Origin of the sequence: Clostridium sp. (assembly GCF_040797585.1) — a bacterium.
Taxonomy (GTDB): domain Bacteria; phylum Bacillota; class Clostridia; order Clostridiales; family Clostridiaceae; genus Clostridium_Z.
This window is the reverse complement of the sequence record NZ_JBFNEO010000026.1, coordinates 1-19,631: the sequence shown is the minus strand read 5'-3', so window position 1 is coordinate 19,631 and position 19,631 is coordinate 1. Positions and strand designations below refer to the sequence as shown.

Genomic DNA, 19,631 nt, shown 5'->3' with positions numbered 1-19,631 from the left:
AATGCTTACAGCTTTTCCAATATAGAAATTCAATATTACATAAAGATGTAAAACTCCAAGAGTATAAACTACCATAAGACCTAAAGTACAAAATATAAAGATCTTAATTAAACCAATATCACTATTTTTATACTTGTCCCTAAGACTTCCAACTATATAAGCACATAATACAAAACCTATTAAATACCCAAAAGTTGGCTTAAATATATAATAGAGGCCTCCCCCTTCAGTAAATATAGGAAGTCCTATAAGTCCTAAAGATACATATAAAATTTGTGACCAAAGTCCTACCTTTTTCCCAAAAATTAATCCACTCATTAGACAAAAAAATAATTGAAGAGTGAACGGTACATAGGGCATTGGTATTCTTATAAATGCTCCTATAGCTGTTAAAGCTGCAAATATGCTTACTTGGATCATTTCTTTAACTGTAAATTTCATTATTCCCTCCTACTAATATTATTGTAAACTTTTAACCTTTATCTTATTAACAATAATATTAGTAGAAACTTTTTATATTGTCAACTATATTTTAATCTTGAGTTTACAATTGTGATAAGTTCCTCTATTAATATATAAATAATTATAGGGTTTCCATATTCCCTCTTAGCTTATATATAAACTTAATCCCCTTGAGAATTTTTAATTTTAAGTAGTGCATAAAATAAGTACTCATATGAAATTTACTGATTTTATAGTATAAAACCTATTCACTTAATATATATAAGAATACCTATTAGCTCTTAAACTTAAGAAAAAATCACCCTAATAACCTATATTATAAAAGTCCTACTGTGAAGAATAATTCACAGTAGGACTTAATCATATAAACATATTCCTATTTTATATAGCTGGTGAAGTTGATTTTTTACTCTTATAGTATGCACATATAGCTTTCTCTAAAACTACTGAAGTTCCTATTATAAAAATCCATATAAGAGGATAAGAGTATCTTGAAAAAGTAACATATGGTATATGAATTATAGTGAAATATGCAAATAACTGAAATAATATTAGAGCCGTGCTTCTATATTTTTTTTCCTTATAACCTAGATAAATTTTTGCCATACCAATAGATCCTATAACTAATAATAATGCATGGTAAATTTCTACATACTTAAAGTGTATATTATATATTTCTATCCAATAAAAAGCAGCCTTCCAAAGTCCAATACTCTTATCTATAAAATACCACTTTGCATATGCAAAAGGCCTTTTCAGCATATAATTTTTAAATCTATATTGAAAATTCTCTTTATAATACTTTTCTTGCTCCACTCTATCATCTACACTTTTCCAAGGATAATAATCTATATTTTCATTATAATCTATATAAGATCCTTGGATTAATGGATTTCCTGAAGATAAGGTAAATGGAATAAATTTATGAAATACTTTATAATTTCTTATAATCCACGGACTCATAACTAGAGCAAAAACAGTTGTTACAATTATGGTAAGTTTCGCCATATCCTTAAAGGTATATTTGTTATAAATCCAAAGTATAAGTACTATTATAGGATAAGCTCCTATGGTAGGCCTAAACAACCCAGTGATTCCAAGAACTATTCCTCCACTTATATAATAACTTAATTTATTGCACTCAACTGCATATATAGTTATATATACTAATAATAAAATTAGAAAATGAAATATAACCTCTGTTAATAGTATATTAGGCGCCCACATATTAGGTATATATAGGGCACTTAATATTAAGCTTATTAATCCAACTTTAGAATTAAATAATCTTCTTCCTATAAGAAAAATTAAGTATAGACTTAGGCTTTGAAGAACCACTTGGAATACCCTAAAGGCAGTTATTCCTCCCCACTTTCCAAATATGCTCATAAATCCAGCCATAACAAAAGGAAGTCCTGGCATTATAAATACTGTAGGTTCATTTACATCATGATATGTGAATATTCCTTTATCCAAAAGCGTCCATGCACTTCTAACATACTTAACATCATCATTATTAAAGGTTTCAAAACTTCCAAGTAAGTGCTCGTTACCATGAACTAAAACTGTATAAAGACAAATTAAAAAGAATATGGATATGACAATAAATATTGTATTCCTTATCCATGATCTTTCATTCTTTAGAGAAAACATACGTACCTCCTGTATTTTTATATGTGAATAGTATAGGGGTTTTATCTTAAAAGTTAACTTATCCCCGTAGTTTATTCATTGATAAATCAGGCTTTTAAGGGATATATAAATTGAGAACTGATATAGGAACCCTATAAAAATAATCTATTTAATAGCAACAAAAAATGCTCCTATAACTATAAATATCACTCCAATCCACCTTGTCACTGGTATTGACTCCTTAAAAATAAACATAGCCACAAAGATAGCAAGTACATAACAAAGACTTTGAAGAGGATATACCAAAGATAAATCCCCTTTAGATAAAATATAAAACCAAATTATAGTAGCAATTCCGTATAATACAATTCCTGAAAATATATATGGATTAAAAATTAAATTTATAATTCCTTTAAATGACAATTCCATGGTATTACCTTCAAGTCCTATTTTCCAAAGGGTCTGCCCTGTAACAAGAAGTAGAATATTTATAAAAAGTAAAGTGTATAGCAACTATTCCCTCTCCCTTAAGCTTTTAAGTATTCCAATCTCCTGAGTAAGCCTAGTTACCTTTTCTTGGAGAGATGATATTACAACTATTAAATTAAATATTAGTATAAAACAGAATAATATTCCTGTTAGAAACAATAAAGATGGTGGATATTTTATATTAAATATCTCTGCTGTTTTATCTACTATATTGCTATTTAAAGATAATATAGACATTATTAACCCAACAGCTATCCACATAAAACTAAATTTTATATCCAAAGCCCTCTTCTTTATGAAAATTATAGTAAGTATTACAAAGACTATGGATAATATAAAACAATAAATATACATACCACTTCACCTCCTTATTAATTAGTAGATGTATTTGGAAGGATAAGTAAAGCTAATGTAACTTTTATCATGTAATATATAGATTTTATAGGAGTAATAGAGGATACTCCTTCCGTTCTATAGTTCATAAGAACTGGAATTTCCTTTACTTTAAGACCATTTTTTATTATGTATGCTATGGTTTCCACTTCCGGATAATCCTTTGGATAGTAATGAACAAAACTCTCTATTACCTTTCTATTTATAGCTCTATATCCTGAGGTGGTATCATATACCTTTTCATTACAAAGCTTAGATACAAGACTACTAAAAAAACTTATACCAATACTCCTAAAAAAACTAGGCTTATATGAACTCTCCTCTATAAATCTAGATCCTATAACCATGTCACAGTTTTCACTTGTAATCTCCTCTATTACTCTATTTAAATCCTTTGCTCTATGTTGCCCATCTCCATCGAACTGAATTGCTATATCATAATCATTATAATAGGCATATAAGTATCCAGTTTGAACTGCTCCTCCTATACCAAGATTTATAGGCAAATTTATGATCTTAGCTCCAGCTCTTTCAGCCTCTTTCGCTGTATTATCTAATGACCCATCATTAATTACTAATACATGGAGTCCTTCTATAGCTTCTTTAAATATGGATGTAACCACATTATATATTGATTTTCCTTCATTATAGGCAGGTACAATAACTAAAATCTTCAATGTCATCACCTTCACTTTTGTAATTTTGCTGAATAACTATAAATTTATCTTTTTATAAGGTTTCAAGATCAAAAGTTAATTTATTCATACCTTTAAGTTATGATTTAGTCTGTGAAAAATCATAGGTATAAATTAAGAACTCACTTAGGAACCCTATATATATCACTAAATAAAAATTAATAAATGTTTATGTCCTTCTTATGGCTCTAATAAATATGTCTTAAGCATTTATTAATAATTTTTCCAAATTCATCATTTCTATTCTTCAATAAAATCACTTTCTAATATAAAACCTTATATCATAGTCCTCTAAATCTAATTCTTGCCTATGAATGATAAAATATTCCTTAATTAAGTAAGAACTTATTTATCTGATGGCTACCAACTGTAACCCCCCAGGGGATAACAGTTGCTACGCCCCTAGATTAACTCATCTAACCTTCAGGTGGTGGAAAGAACACCACCTGAAGGAAAATTTGTTCTATGAAATAATATTAAAGAATCAAAATATAAAAAGAGACCTATCATAAAGATAAGTCTCCTCTATATAATCACCATTTAATAATTCAATCTAAAATATAATCTCTTAAGTATAAAAATTAATTTATACCTAAACTTTATTAGCTATCTATAAATGTTTTAGAGCAATAAATAAACTAATACCTTACTTAAAAACTCTATAAATTTTATTATAATTTATAAATTTCTCTAAGATTAAGTTCTAAATATAACCTCTTCTTTAGAGAACATATATTTTGCTATAAATAAGCATACTGCTGTATATAAAATATGCCATGCTATAACTACTCCTATATGTTTCATATCATATATTCCAACTATAGCCTCCTTCATTAAGGCTACTGCATTTACCACCGGTATATTAAAGTAAATAAACTTTATGCTCTTTGCATCCATCATCATTGGAAAATATGAAAGTATCATAACTGGCATTAAAAGCCCTCCTAAGTAGGAGTTGGACTCTTTCATAGAACGAGCATATATACTTATTGCCATCTGAAGTGAACATATTGATACAAGAACAAATAAGCTTATAACTCCTATTATTAAAAGAGTTTTTGGTGTTAGGGCTATACCCTCCTTAAGTCCATAAATCTTCTGGAAAGACATAACCATAGCTGTCATACTAGTTATAAGAGTAACTGCCGCTATTACACATAAAGCTAAAACCTTTCCCCAAAGTATAGACATTCTATTAACTGCCGTAGATAATAGAGGCTCAAGGGTTCCCCTTTCCTTTTCTCCAGCTCCAAGGTCTGCTGATATTGCCATGGTTGCACTTATCATAAGTATTACTATGAAGGAAGGTATCATTCCAATTAGCATACTTCCCATAACATTATCCTTTTCACTACTTTCTGGCTTGTCTAATGATGAGGTTGAAATTACAAATGGGTTCATAATTTCTTTTGAAAGTCCTCTTTTGTCCATTCTCTCTGTTACTATAGCCTTATAATATTCGTCAAACATAGATTTAATTGAAGATGCCGCCATAGCTGACTTATTAGAATCATTATCTACAATAATTTTTATATCAGCTGGCTTTTCACTATCTAGCTTCTCCTGGAAATCATCTGGTATTTCAACTATAGCTGAAATATCTCCCTTTTTAAGTTTTTCATTTAAATCATCACCCTCAAAAACAGTAATCTTTGGCTGACTTTTAAGAAGAGATGCGGCAGAATTACTTTTACTTACAAGTCCTATATTAATACCCTTCTCAACATCTTTTATAGAATCCTGAGTAAAGTAATTTATGACACCAAATAAAACTGGATATAATAGCATAGGAACAAGTATAGTCATTATAATTGTCTTCTTATCTCTAAAGATGTCCATTAATTCTTTCTTAAAAATGCTTAATACTTCCTTCATTTTACTCACCACCTATTAGATTAACAAAAACTTCTTCAAGGTCTTCATTATTATATTTTTCCTTAAGATCTTTAACTGTACCCTCTTCAATAATCTTACCCTTATTTATAATAATAACTCTATCACAAAGCTTTTCCACTTCCTTCATAGAGTGACTAGATAAAAGTACTGTTTTTCCTTCCTCTTTGCACTTTATTATAAAATCATGGATTACTCTTGTAGCGCTTACATCAAGGCCTGTAGTTGGTTCATCGAAAAGCATAACCGAAGGACTATGAACTATACTTCTTGCAATAGATACCTTTTGCTTCATACCTCTTGAGAAGCTTCCTACTCTTTTTTTATCTATATAATCCTCCATTTTAAGACTTTTAGCTAAGGCATCTATATTCTTATTTATAGACTCCTTGTCCATTCCATATAATTCTCCAAAATAAGCTATATTCTCTCTAGCAGATAGTCTCTCATAAAGCCCTACATCTCCTCCAAAGAGTATACCTATTTCCTTTCTTACTCCTTTTCCATCCTCTATGATATCATGGCCATTTACCTTAGCTGTTCCTTCTGTTGGATTCAGCATAGTAGAAACCATTCTCATAGTAGTTGTTTTCCCTGCTCCATTTTCTCCAAGAAGTCCAACAACCTCACCATCATTAACAGTAAAACTAACCTTATCTACGGCTCTTGTTTTTTTGAAATCCTTAGATAAACCAATAACTTGAAGCATTTCCTCTCCTCCTTTTATATTAATTATTTAATATATTTTATTTAAAAATTATTTCATTAGTAAAGCTTAACTTTTACTAATTCATATAAAATTTCTTCATTTAATAGTTATATTATTAGTTTAATTCTATATATATTTTATTTTATAAATTTAAAGTAATAATTTTTTATATTTTATCAAATATTAACTAAATTATTTTTATTACTATAATACTCCATATAAAATCTCAATTAATTTATGTACTTTCACCCTTTTCTTTATATAATTATATATTTATTCAATAAAAACTGTTTAATTATGACATTTCGAGGTCATTTCTTGCAATTTATATTTAATTCACATATGTTTTCATATAAAATTAACATGGATACAGAATAGTAATATAAAATTGTTCCTTAAAAAATAGAGAAAGGTACTTGAAATAAAGTACATATAAATCACTCTTCCTAATCCTCTGCTTAAAAGTCAGAGGATTTTTTTTAGTTCTTTATTCTAAGAAAAGGTAATATTTTTCTTCTCTATTTAAATAATCACTATCAATGAATCTATGAAAACTAATCATTTTACTCTAGTGTTTAAAAACTACATATAAATACTTATATAATTATATCTCTACAACCTATGTATTAATTAATAAGCATAATTAATAGTCAAAATAAGTAATGCACTCATAATTAAAAATAATATTATTGTTACTATTAACGGCCAATTAAATATCTTTTCATCGCTTCTACTTGTGGTATAACTAGAATAATCAAAGTTATTTATTTTTATAAGTTTTTTTATTATCTTATATATCATAAATACACAGATTAAGACCACTCCTGCATATATTAAAAATCCACTAAAAGATATAGTTAATGAAGCTTCAGCTCCTTCCTTAATTGGCTCCAAGGTATCTTGTCCTTTATCAAAATACTCCATAAACAATGCCATTCCATTGTTTATCCCGTGAATAATCATAGAAGAGAAAATAGAACCTGTTACATAAACTACGTAAGTAAGTACTATCCCAACAAAAAAAGTATCAATAAACTGAAAGCTATTCATATGAAGCATACCAAATATCAACCCATTCATAACAGCCACTATATGTATAGACTTTTTTCTATATCCATCTAAAACTATACCTCTCATTAAAATTTCTTCACATATAATAGGTGTTAGTACCACAATAAATAAATTTTCTAAAAGGCTTGGATTTGATACAATTGTCTCTCCTATAATCTTAGACAACTTGTCTTCAAAGAAAACTGTATAAATATATATAACCATTACTCTAAAAGGCAATAAAAAAACATATAACATTATTAAATAAGGTATATTCTTAAGTTTTAGAGGCTTTATATTTAGAGTATCTATTATATTTTTCTTATTTACTAATAGATATATTCCTGCTGGTAGCAAAAAGCATATGTATTGATAAAATCCATCCCCTAATTCAAAAGGCAATATTTGATATATAAAACTAATAACTATACTTAAAAAGATAAGCAGATTTACTTTATAAATATTATTTTCCTTTTCTATCATAACTTATCTCTCCCCATTATTAGTATTAATTCTCCCCTAAAACCTTACTAATTCTTAGATCCATATACTCTATACTATAGGTCTATATTTTTATATTCGAAATAAGTAATAATTTCTAAATATTAATATCTTCTATAGAAGGAATCTTCCATCTTATAAATCTAGATAACATCAACCCACCTTTTAGATTTTACCATAATATGTTATATTGCACCATGATTTTACTAATATTTAATATAAAAATAAGAATCACAGATATATATACTCTGTGATTCTACAAAATAAAACCATTATACCCATTGCTTCATTATGGTTTCTTCTTTATTTAACTTAAAATTGACAAATCTAGATAATACAAATAGATAATCTGATAATCTATTAATGTACAAATAACTTTGAGGATAGGATTCAAAGTTCCCTTCCTTTAGATATTTAACAAAAACTCTTTCTGCTCTTCTTGTAGTTCCACGGCATACCTGAGCATATGTCCCTTCTAAAGAACCACTATATAATATAAAATGCTTTTGTGGTGGTGTTTTCTCAAGCATTAAATCTATTTCAGCTTCAAGCTCTTTAACATGATTTTCCTTTATCTTATATTGACTAAAATTATAAGATATCTCCACTCCCATATTATATAAAGCATTTTCTATATGAACTATAAAATCCATTATGTTTTTCTTTTCTGTATAGTTTAAGTTAGTATTATTTTGAAGTAATGCATTTAAATATCCTAGTTGAGCATTAACTTCATCTATACTACCTTGAAGTTCTAAGAAGGTACTGTCCTTTGCTATTCTTTCACCAAGTAAGTTGCCTGTTGTACCTTTATCACCAGTTTTAGTATAAACTTTCATTATAAATCCCTCTTTTCTAACTTTAAGAATATAGTACGTATTTATCTTTGGAATAGTACATTCTTTAATTAGCTTTATCCCATGATTTACATATCCTAATCCTATAATTTTATATTAACACTCTTTCTTAAATAATAGCATTTAGTATTTACTTTGTAAATATGAGTGTCTTAGTATTCTAGATAACTTTTAAGCTTCACCAAATCTTTTATTATAAATCTTTTATCTTGAGTATTATCTATTATTTTCTCTTCCTTAAGTTCCTTTATAATTCTTGTTATGGTTATTCTTGAAGCTCCTACTAAAGTAGCAAGTTCTTGATGAGTAAGTTTTATATCTATAATTATTCCATTAGAAGTTTCTATCCCCTCTTGAACAGATAACCTATATAAAGTATTACACACTTTTTCCTTAGAAGAGGTGAATAATATATCATGCATCTTGCTTATGGATATTCTATACTTTCTCGTTAAACTATGTATAAAGAATCCATATCCCCTAGGATTATCTTCTAAAAAATCATCTAATAATTTCTTCTCAATTACAGTTACCTTAGAATCACAGCATGCCTTTATCATAACAGGCATACCACCCCCAACAAAATATTCTCCCTCACCGCATATTTCTCCAGGAGATAAAAAGAACATAAGCTTTTCCTCACCTTTAGAATGATGAAGAATTTGTTTAAGTTTTCCTTCTGTAACAATGCCTACAGATTTATTTTCAACTACATTAAGTATTTCATTTTTCTTAAGAATCCTTTCTTTTCCTAAGGGGGCTAAATCCCTTAGAAAAAACTCTCTCATAGCTTCTTGTTTTTTCTTATCAAATATTTTTTCATACATATATCCTTACCTCATAATTCTATGAATGGTTATTTTAATCTTCTGCTAAAATCTTATAGTAATATATTATATTATACTAATGATTTACAGTAAAATAAATTCCTATTAATATTCCCTTCATATGATAGAATTATATATGCTTATTAAAAAAACTCTGAAATTTATAACATATCTAGAAGCTTTAAATATTCTCAATTTTTCATATTAATATAATTGCTACTAATAATTTTCACCCACTACTCCAAATTAAACTAAATTTAAATATTACATTATAAACTTAGTACATCAACCTCTAAAATAAACCTTAACTTACTACAATTTGTAGCATATTAAAAGATTACGTTTGTATATTATCCATCTATATTAAATCTATTAAAAAGATAAAAAACAATTTATATAAATCAATAAAAGGCTCTAGAAACCTATGCTTCTAGAGCCTTTTATTACTTGTTTTCTTCAAACATAAATTTTTTCCAATCTCCATGCGGAATATATACTGAATGTTTTTCAAACTCATCTTTATCATTCATGTTATATAAATAAGAAAAAGCTTTAACCTTCTCTCCTTGATTTCCATCTATTATTTCCACATCTAATAATTCTCTATTATATTCATTATCTTTATTCCCTTCAGATATGTATCCTTCCATATCATCTAAGGCTTTAAGATTCTTATCCCAATTTCTTACTTCGATTACTTCTCCAATTATGTCTTCGTCTCCACTTAGGACTGCTGGGTATCCTTTGTTTGGCATATGATAAAGAGTTCCCTTTATCTTTCCTAATCTTCTTGATATGACTTCATCTTTTATATACTTATCAAAGTTAAAGAATCCATCTCTTAAGCTTCCATAAACAAATAAATATTGTTTCATTAGCAAATAGTTCCGCCTACCGCTTTAATATCAGCATTATTTTCTACAGCGGCCTTAATAGCACACTCTAATCCTTTAGTTATGTTCTCTAGAGACATTGAAGGAGTATTCTTTTTGTTAACTACTTGACTTGGGATAAATGGAACGTGGATAAATCCACCTTTTATATTATTAAACTTCTTATGTGCCATGTAAAGAAGTCCATACATTATATGGTTACATACAAAAGTTCCTGCAGTATTTGATACTGAAGCTGGTATACCATTCTCTTGCATCTCTTTAACCATAGCCTTTATTGGTAGATTAGAGAAGTATGCACTTTCACCATCTTCAAATATAGGAAGATCTAAAGGTTGATTACCTTCGTTATCTTTTATTCTAGCGTCATCCATATTTATAGCAACTCTTTCTGGAGTTATGTCAAATCTTCCACCAGCTTGACCTACACAGATAACTATATCAGGATTATGTTCATTTATTGCTTTTTCTAACTCTTCTAAGGATCTTCTAAATACTGTTGGTATCTCTACCTTTATAACCTTAGCTCCAGATATTTCATCTTGTATTTTTTTTACTGCTTCTAAAGCTGGATTTATTGCTTCGCCTCCGAAAGGATCAAAGCCAGTTATTAAAACTTTTTTCATATAATTACCCCCACTATAAATGTGTATTAAGAGGTAGTACTTTTAACACTACCTCTTTTTATATTTTTACATAATTAGATGCATTTTATAACCATCTAAATATGCATATATTACCTTATTATTCCTAATCATTTAGAATGAATCTTCACGTCTTAAAAACTTATAATTTAACTCTTTATATTTTAATATCTATCAAAATTAAAATGCAAAGAAGTACATAATAACTATGTGTAATATAAGTACAGTTATGGCTACAGGTGCTTGAGCTTTTATAACACCATTATTATCCTTCATTTCAAGAAGAGCTGCTGGTACTACGTTAAAGTTAGCAGCCATTGGTGTTAATAGGGTTCCACAATATCCTGCTGTTAAAGCTAAAGCTCCAGCGATTACTGGGTCAGCTCCTTGAGCAAATACAAATGGTATACCTATACCTGCTGTTATAACTGCAAATGCAGCATAAGCATTTCCCATTATCATTGTGAATAATGCCATACCTACACAGTAAGCTGTAACTCCAAGTAATATATTTCCTTCTGGTATGATAGCAGATATTCCTGAAGATATTACATCTCCAACTCCTGCTGCTGTAAATACTGTACCAAGAGCACCTAAAAGTTGTGGTAATATACTAGATGGTCCAACTTGTTGAATCATTCTATTACTATCTACTCCAACATATTTAGCAGGAGCCTTAGTTATTACAAAAGTTAATATAAGTCCACCTATAGCAGATATACCTATGGCAACCTGTCCTCCAAGTTTAGTATATTGAGCTATTGCAAAAGCTAAAACTGCAAGAGTTACTGAAGGTACGAATATTTTAGCTCCAATTTTCTTAGCTTTTTCTTTTCTAAATTCTTCTGATGGTTGATCTAATGTTCCCATATTAACCTGTTTGGTTATAGTTAATACTCCAAGAACAAGAATTAATGCACCTACATAAGTAGCTGGTATATACTTTCCAAAAATAAATATAATACCTAATATGAACCAGAATAATGCTGTTCCTATTCTAGTTTTATGTTTATCATCCTTTAATACAAATAAAGCTGTTATAGCCATTAATAATCCAGTTAAAACATAAAAGCTTTCTAAAAGAAAAGCTGACAAGGCTTTTACATCCATGAATACCCCTCCTTACTTTTTACTTCCGTATTTTCTTTGAAGCTTCTTATCAAACATATAGTTAAATACAGCCGCTACTGCGAATGCAAGTATTGCTATTGGAATAGAAGCTTTAGCTATATCTGAAGGATCTACTGTATAGTTTAACTTCTCAAGAGTTGAAACTATTAAAAGTACTCCTCCATTAGCTATAAATATATTTTGACCAAAGAAGTTACCATAGTTCTCCATGGCTGCTGCATGAGCTTTTATCTTTTCTTCATCTTCTTCATCGATTTCTCCGTACTTACTTATAGCAGCTCCTTGAGCCATTGGATTTATAAGAGGTCTTATAAATTGAGGATGTCCACCTAGTCTTAAAGACATAGCTGCTGCAACCTCTCTTATTAATGTATACATACTTAATAACTTACCTGTAGTAACGTTTTTAGCTCTTGAAATTAATTCAATAGCCATTTCACGAAGACCATATCTTTCGCATATACCTATAACAGGAAGTGTTAGTACAAATAATGTCATATATCTAGTTTCTACGAAGGACTTACCTAAAATATCTAGTACTTCAGTAAAACTAAGTCCTGCAACAAGTCCTGTAGCAAGTCCAGAAACTAAAACTACAGCAATAATGTCAAGCTTTAAAGCAAAGCCTAAAACAACAATTAAAACACCTATTAACTTTATCATGCCGTTACATCCCTTCTTTATGAATTTTTAGAAAATTTAATATTATTTATATTAAATAAATTATACGTAAGGCATAAGAAAAATTCAGTAGTCCAGGCTACATTTTTAATACTTTTTTTATTTGAAAAGACAAATTTTGAGCTTTTAACAAATGAAAATGTTTTTATTTATTCTATCTCTTTACTTTTTTTAAAGAAATCACTAAAATTTTATGATAATCACTATATTTTTTTATATTTTTATCATCTATTTCTTATACCTAATATATAAAATTACTATTCCTTTTTCCTAATAGTAATATGCAATTTTTCTATGATTTATAATAAAATTCTGCAAGATTCTCGTTCTTTTTCCATCATATTCTTAATAGTCTCTATTAATGCTTTAATTTAAGTTTATCTGATGGCTAGGAACTGTAACACCCCATCCTCTTAAAAGGTGGGGGATAACAGTTGCTAAGCCCCTAGATTAACTCATCTAACCTTCAGATGGTGGAAAGAACACCACCTGAAGGAAGATTCGTCCTATTAAAAGTTTAATGTATAGTTAAATATTAATAATAAAAAAAATCCCCTTATTAAGCCTAAGCTTAATAAGGGTTTAGTGAATGTAATGGAGTTTTGGGTTTAAGATTTATAAAATCTTAAAGTTTTATCATTTATCTGATGGCTAGGAGCTGTAACACCCCATCCTCTTAAAAGGTAGGGAGTAACAGTTCCTACGCCCCTAGATTAACTCATCTAACCTTTAGATGGTGGAAAAAACACCACCTGAAGGAAGATTCGTTATATATTAAAGTTTCTCTTAATTTACTATTCATCTATATGTTGATTAAAATTATTTCTTCAGTAGAATTAGACTTTAATCTACTTGTTTCTGTAAAATTTTCTTCCGATACTAATATTATATACCTAAAAATTATGTTTTTCTACATAAGTAAGCAAGTTTTAATTGTTTTTTACTATTTTTAATATTAATTTTATTTTATTCTAAATAATTTAATATATCTTTCCTAATTTTATATTGAACACTTAAATTTATTGATATTTTATCTGATGGCTAGGAGCTGTAACACCCCATCCTCTTAAAAGGTGGGGATAACAGTTCCTACGCCCCTAGATTAACTCATCTAACCTTTATATGGTGGAAAGAACACCATCTAAAGGAAGATTCGTTCTATATCTCAAATTAAAATTACATTAACTTCTTTATCTTAGATGCCATTGGATCTGCTATGGTTCCCATTATTACTTGAACGTTGTTTTCACCTAGTCTCATAACTCCTGAAGCACCTTGCTTTTTAAGAGCTGGCTCATCTACCTTTGATCCATCTTTTACTGTCAATCTAAGTCTTGTTATACAAGCATCTATAACTTCTATATTTTCTTTTCCACCTATAGCTTCAAGGACTGCTGCTGCTTTTGCATCTAAATCTGATTTTTTATCACTTTCAGAACCCTTTACAATAGATGAATCTTCCTCATCATCTTCTCTACCTGGAGTCTTTAAATCAAACTTCCTTATCATAAAGACAAATACTAAGTAGTAAATCACTGCAAATATAAGACCTAGCCCAATTAATAATAATGGCTTAGTTGCCTTCCCATAACTTAGAACATAATCTATAAGTCCTCCTGAGAAAGTAAATCCTGACTTAATTCCAAGGGCTGTAGTCACTGCAAGGGAAACTCCTGTAAGAATTGAGTGAACTACATATAAAGCTGGTGCAAGGAACATAAAGGAAAATTCTATCGGTTCTGTTATACCAGTTAAGAATGAAGTAAGCGCCAAACTACCAAGCATTCCTGCAACCGCTGCCCTCTTTTCCTTCTTAGCAGTTGTTATCATAGCAAAACAAGCTGCTGGTAATGCAAACATCATTATTGGGTAGAATCCTGCCATAAAGTTACCTGCATTTGGATCCCCTGCAAAGAATCTTGCTATATCCCCCTTAACTAATTCTCCTGCTGCATTAGTAAAGGTACCAAACTCAAACCAGAATATAGAATTCACTACATGATGAAGACCTACTGGAATTAATAATCTATTAAGTAATCCAAATATTAATGAACCTATTGCTCCAAGCTCAACTATCCAGTTTCCAAAGCTATTTAAAGCTCCTTGTATAAATGGCCATACTCCTCCAGCTAAAAATCCTAAAATCAAACATACTAAGGATGTTATTATAGGAACAAACCTCTTTCCTCCAAAGAACCCTAAAAACTGGGGAACACTAATATCCTTAAACTTATTATATAAAATCCCTGCGGTTATACCTGCTATAACCCCTGCAAGAACTCCCATATTTATAGTACTATCAAAAGTCACTGCAACCTTTGTTAATATGAAATATCCAACGGCCGCAGCTATACCTGCAACTCCATTATTCTCTTCTGCAAAACCTACTGCTATACCTATTGCAAATATAATTGGTAAATTAGCAAAAACAGCATTACCTGCTTCTGCCATCCATAGTATATTAAAAACGTCTTCTTGACCTAATCTTAAAAGTAATCCTGCTGCTGGTAAAACCGCTATTGGTGTCATAAGAGATTTACCAAGCTTTTGAAGTGATGCTAATATTTTATTACCCTTAGCCATTTCTAATCCTCCTTCGTAATTCTATGTTAAAATAAGTCCAAATTCATTCTTATGTCAATGCTCTCTGATTTTAATATCACTTAATATTAAATAAAATATACCTTGACTTATATAACTTGCCCTCTTTTGTAAATATATGCCGTACGCTCATATATTCACTGTTTTAAAACAATAAAAAAAGCTGAAAAGGATACACTATCTCTAAAGATATCCTTTTCAGCTATTGCCCACTAATTTAATTGCGGTTACACGCTGTGCAAATTATATTAAGTTATAATTTTATATTCACATTGTAGACCATTTCAAATAGCCTGTCAATATATTTATTAAAATTCCAAAACTAGGTTAGTAGATAGTTCTTTTTGATATACTCAATCCAGTTATTTTGTAATTGGACTTCTGTTACCCCAAAAATTTCTACAAACTTATTAGGTGATTTTATTAGATTATATAACTTCTCATAACCAAACTCTTCAATTATAAACTCTACTATTGTGTATGAATATTGATATCCATTACCTTTGAAAAATGTCTCAAAATCCTCACCAGTATCCAAATCTTTAAATGTAGGAATCATATTATTTACTAATCCATCTTTAACAGTTTCTCTTATCCAGTTTTCATCATTATCTTTTGCTTCATAACATGCGATTCCTTCATTTAGCCATCTTGGTGTATAATCATTTATCTTATTTACTATGATATGCACAAACTCATGAACTGCTGTATTTAATACATTATCAAAGTTTGAACCTGGTGGTGGATTTAAAGGAGAAGCTATTACAATTTTACCTTTACTAAGCCCTCCTCTTATCCACTCAGGTCCATTGGATAAACCTAAAGCAATATGAAGTTTATTCATGCCTGAATGAATTTCAATAGTCAGTTTTTCTTGAAGTTGCTGATTAAAATTCATGGTGATTCTATGATAACTATTTTCAAGAATATCAGAGACTTTATCTATACATGTCTTATCCGTCTCAGTGTAATAAATTATAAAATGTTGAGTTTCTTTTCTTAAATTTAGTTGGTAATCACTTTCTATATGTATGTTTTTAGATTCTATATTAGCCGAGCATTCTTCTTTTCTTTTTTCTATCATTTTAGTTTTCCCCTTATAATTAGTGTAATTTTCAATGTACTACTTTGTGCACACCCCCCCTATTAATGTTAATTATAACATAATTTTACTAAGATAAAAGTAGTGCAAATTTACAATTTCTGTTAAAATAGATATTGTAGGAGGTGAAGCTTTGATTAAAAAAAGAAAATTTATGTATACATCATTATCAATATTACTATTAACCTTTTCTATAATAACTTATAGTTTAATAAATACTAATAAAAAGGTTTCTGCTGATACTTCTCAAGTTATTATAGATACTAATGAGAAGGTCTCTACTAATACTTCCCAGGTTACTATATATAATCATGATAATAAGCAATCAAGAAAAGTAACTCCTGAAGATTTTCAGCCTGAACTGTCAGAGTATATTAAGAAAAATAAAGATAAATTTGATAAATCAGACCCTACTAAAATTTTAAACGCTTTTATGGAAGAGCATAATCTTGAATATTTAACTAAGACTAATACTCAATATAAATAAAAATTTAACTATGGGGTTTTTAAGTGAAAACTTAATTTACACATTACTTAATGTTTATAATTTTTAACAATGTAAATTCATATGTAAATTAAGATTGAAACTAAAAACCCTATATATTTTTTTACTCTCTTTATGGCTAATATTATTCTAATTATTATGAATTAATTATTAAAATCTTCTCAGCTAACTTTGTTATCCTTTACATAAACGTTTTTATAGTTGACACACCTTTTATTAATTAATATAATTAATTTAAACGTGTTACTGTTAAATTAGGCATAAGTTTTTAATTTAAACTTATGCTTTTTTGCATTTATAGCGTATAAAATGTAAATGATACTACTATAATTGTTTATAGATTTAACTAAACTAGTTACCTTCCATACTCTAAGATAGATATGGATTATCCCTTTAAAGTTTGAGATATCCTTATAAGAGTATCCGGACTTTGTAGCATTAGCTACATTAATTTTAAAACCACAATGGTGGTAATTCTCTATACTAAAGTAAAAGTCATATTATATAACCATATATTCTTTAATATCTATGTTCTATAAAATACATATTAAAGAATAAAACCATAGGATAAATTTTATTTATGAAAGGAAGTATTTAATATGTTCGGTTTATTTAAAAAAGATTTGAAATTAGTAGCTCCAGTATCAGGAAAGTCCATAGATTTATCTCAAGTGCCAGATCCAGTTTTTGCTCAAAAGATGGCTGGTGATGGTGCAGCAATAGATGCAACTGGTGATGTAGCTGTAGCTCCTTGTGATGGAACTTTAACTTTAATATTTAAGACTAACCATGCTTTTGCAATGACTTTAGATAATGGTGTTGAACTTCTTATTCACATTGGAATAGATACAGTTGAATTAAATGGTGAAGGTTTTGAACGATTAGCTGAAGAAGGCGCTAAGGTTAAGGCTGGAACTCCAATAATAAAGTTTAATCCTGAACTTATAAAAGGAAAGGGATTATCTCTTACAACTCCAGTTTTAATAACTAATCCTGACTCAGTAAAAGAAATAAAATCTTTAACTGGTAAGGATGTAATTGCTGGACAGGATGAAGTAGTAACTTACAGAAAATAATATATCTATACATAAAAGAGTTGTTTTAAAACTACAGTTTTAAAACAACTCTTTCTTTAAATGCCCAATAAATTACTACTAAAAAATAAATTTTAAGGTAGTAAAAACTTGTAGACTACAAATTTCAATTAATTTTATTTATCTCTTAAAAATTTTATTTATAATAACTTTACTTATAAATTACAGAAACTTAAGATTTAAAATATATGTTATTTTCTAAGTCTTTCTATATGAAGGGCAAGGTAGGCAATCTCATCTTCTACAATGGTAGCATCAACCTCTTCTTCTATTATCTTAGCTACTCCCTTTGCTATCTTAAATGACTCCTTATAAGTCTTTTTTATAGCATCTAAAAGTTCGTTTTTAACCATATTATTTGCCATTACTCTTTCTATGGCAAACCTTACATGAGTTAAAAATCTTGCATAATCTAAACTTTGTCTATCTACATATATACCTAAAGTTTCTTCTATATACCCTACTATCTTATTTCCCAGGAAAGTATATTTTATAGTATTCGACAGCTTTCCTTCATTTCTTGCAGAATGTATATGAAGGGTTATAAATCCTACCTCTCCATCAGGAATATCTACTTTCATAGTATTTGCAATAAATTTTGCTACTTTTTTTGCTATATCAAATTCTCTTTTATATAAGGTTTCCGTTTCTACTAAAAATGGATTATGTATTTCCTTATTCTCTTTAATTCGCTTTAAGGTCAAAGCTATATGATCTGTTAAAGATACATGTATTTTTTCATCTAAGGCTTCATTAAGTTCCTGCTCTATCATGTATATGGCTTCTTCACACATTCCTACTACATCACTATCTGCATAACTTATAAGATCTCTAAAATTCTTACCACTTTGATTATCTTCTATAGTAAAAACTTTATCTACATTTTCTCTACCTATTGTTTCCCCGATTTTTTTACCAAAGCCTATACCTTTCCCGAAGATAACCTTTTCTTTTTCTTCCTCTTCTATGAGAACAACATTATTATTAAACACTTTTTTTACATACCACATGGAAACCTCACCTCCCTAAAAACTTTTATGCTACTTTAATTAGAATATCTATTTTTTCAATTTATTCTAATTAAAGTATTAAAAATATTATACCTGTCTAGGATATAAGATAAATTAAACCTTCCTCTTATACCCCACTTTAGATACGATTACTTTATTTCTACTTTTAAAAACTATACTATTAAAATATTTGAAACTCCTAATACTCTACTTCTCATGAAGTGATTTTTAGCTTCAGTTGGATTTTGACTAAGTGAAATCCCTTACTCCCATTAAAGCTTAGAAGAACTTCTCTAGAGCCTTACTACCTCTTATCTCTGTGTCCTACAATGGCTAGGAATATTATAGATGGTAGACATGGGATAAATCCTTAATATTAATATATTATAATAAAAAGTAATAATATTTCAATGGATTAGAAAAACTTCATCTAATTTATACATTTATGTGTGACCTTAGATC

Annotated in this window: 19 protein-coding genes; 2 read left to right on the top strand and 17 right to left on the bottom strand. The window is 28.8% G+C overall.

The window, feature by feature from the left end; translation table 11 throughout:
• The 16 genes from AB2369_RS03180 to AB2369_RS03105 form a co-directional block, all read right to left on the bottom strand.
• Positions 1-441: biotin transporter BioY (locus AB2369_RS03180; RefSeq protein WP_367665024.1), on the bottom strand; the 441-nt coding region annotated here is incomplete at its 3' end.
• Positions 442-843: 402 nt separating this feature from the next.
• Entirely contained in the window at positions 844-2,115 is a 1,272-nt protein-coding gene (locus tag AB2369_RS03175) for a glycosyltransferase family 39 protein (RefSeq protein WP_367665023.1), read from the bottom strand.
• Between the two features lie 144 nt (positions 2,116-2,259).
• On the bottom strand, positions 2,260-2,607 hold the full coding sequence (locus AB2369_RS03170) for an EamA family transporter (RefSeq protein WP_367665022.1): 348 nt from the start codon (positions 2,605-2,607) through the stop codon (positions 2,260-2,262).
• Positions 2,608-2,937, bottom strand: coding sequence for a DUF2304 domain-containing protein (locus tag AB2369_RS03165; RefSeq protein WP_367665021.1), 330 nt, complete (start codon positions 2,935-2,937; stop codon positions 2,608-2,610).
• Between the two features lie 17 nt (positions 2,938-2,954).
• Positions 2,955-3,653: a glycosyltransferase family 2 protein gene (locus AB2369_RS03160; protein WP_367665020.1), complete on the bottom strand. Its 699-nt coding sequence runs from the start codon at positions 3,651-3,653 to the stop codon at positions 2,955-2,957.
• A 714-nt stretch (positions 3,654-4,367) separates the two neighbouring features.
• Complete coding sequence (locus AB2369_RS03155; RefSeq protein WP_367665019.1) at positions 4,368-5,546, bottom strand: ABC transporter permease; 1,179 nt, start codon at positions 5,544-5,546, stop codon at positions 4,368-4,370.
• Position 5,547: 1 nt separating this feature from the next.
• A complete protein-coding gene (locus AB2369_RS03150; RefSeq protein WP_367665018.1) occupies positions 5,548-6,273 on the bottom strand; it encodes an ATP-binding cassette domain-containing protein in 726 nt (241 codons plus the stop codon).
• 630 nt (positions 6,274-6,903) lie between these two features.
• Complete coding sequence (locus AB2369_RS03145; protein ID WP_367665017.1) at positions 6,904-7,806, bottom strand: lysostaphin resistance A-like protein; 903 nt, start codon at positions 7,804-7,806, stop codon at positions 6,904-6,906.
• Between the two features lie 290 nt (positions 7,807-8,096).
• Complete coding sequence (locus AB2369_RS03140) at positions 8,097-8,663, bottom strand: cob(I)yrinic acid a,c-diamide adenosyltransferase (protein ID WP_367665016.1); 567 nt, start codon at positions 8,661-8,663, stop codon at positions 8,097-8,099.
• 170 nt (positions 8,664-8,833) lie between these two features.
• Positions 8,834-9,508, bottom strand: coding sequence for a Crp/Fnr family transcriptional regulator (locus AB2369_RS03135; RefSeq protein ID WP_367665015.1), 675 nt, complete (start codon positions 9,506-9,508; stop codon positions 8,834-8,836).
• Between the two features lie 443 nt (positions 9,509-9,951).
• Positions 9,952-10,383 carry a gamma-glutamylcyclotransferase gene (locus AB2369_RS03130; protein ID WP_367665014.1) on the bottom strand — a complete coding sequence of 144 codons (432 nt, stop codon included), beginning with the start codon at positions 10,381-10,383 and terminating at the stop codon, positions 9,952-9,954.
• Complete coding sequence (pcp, locus tag AB2369_RS03125) at positions 10,383-11,027, bottom strand: pyroglutamyl-peptidase I (protein ID WP_367665013.1); 645 nt, start codon at positions 11,025-11,027, stop codon at positions 10,383-10,385. Before pcp ends, AB2369_RS03130 begins: the two co-directional genes overlap by 1 nt.
• Before the next feature lie 198 nt (positions 11,028-11,225).
• Complete coding sequence (locus AB2369_RS03120; protein WP_367665012.1) at positions 11,226-12,155, bottom strand: DUF979 domain-containing protein; 930 nt, start codon at positions 12,153-12,155, stop codon at positions 11,226-11,228.
• Positions 12,156-12,167: 12 nt separating this feature from the next.
• Positions 12,168-12,836: a DUF969 domain-containing protein gene (locus AB2369_RS03115; RefSeq protein WP_367665025.1), complete on the bottom strand. Its 669-nt coding sequence runs from the start codon at positions 12,834-12,836 to the stop codon at positions 12,168-12,170.
• 1,197 nt (positions 12,837-14,033) lie between these two features.
• Entirely contained in the window at positions 14,034-15,440 is a 1,407-nt protein-coding gene (gene nagE, locus AB2369_RS03110) for an N-acetylglucosamine-specific PTS transporter subunit IIBC (protein WP_367665011.1), read from the bottom strand.
• Between the two features lie 340 nt (positions 15,441-15,780).
• Entirely contained in the window at positions 15,781-16,542 is a 762-nt protein-coding gene (locus AB2369_RS03105; RefSeq protein ID WP_367665010.1) for a hypothetical protein, read from the bottom strand.
• A gap of 151 nt (positions 16,543-16,693) precedes the next feature.
• Here AB2369_RS03105 and AB2369_RS03100 point away from each other — a divergent pair, with 151 nt between their 5' ends.
• Both AB2369_RS03100 and AB2369_RS03095 read left to right on the top strand, forming a co-directional pair.
• On the top strand, positions 16,694-17,047 hold the full coding sequence (locus AB2369_RS03100) for a hypothetical protein (RefSeq protein ID WP_367665009.1): 354 nt from the start codon (positions 16,694-16,696) through the stop codon (positions 17,045-17,047).
• 617 nt (positions 17,048-17,664) lie between these two features.
• A complete protein-coding gene (locus AB2369_RS03095; RefSeq protein WP_367665008.1) occupies positions 17,665-18,141 on the top strand; it encodes a PTS glucose transporter subunit IIA in 477 nt (158 codons plus the stop codon).
• A gap of 209 nt (positions 18,142-18,350) precedes the next feature.
• Here the strand turns inward: AB2369_RS03095 and AB2369_RS03090 are convergent, their stop codons facing one another.
• Complete coding sequence (locus AB2369_RS03090; RefSeq protein ID WP_367665007.1) at positions 18,351-19,169, bottom strand: PRD domain-containing protein; 819 nt, start codon at positions 19,167-19,169, stop codon at positions 18,351-18,353.
• Between the last annotated feature and the right edge of the window lie 462 nt (positions 19,170-19,631).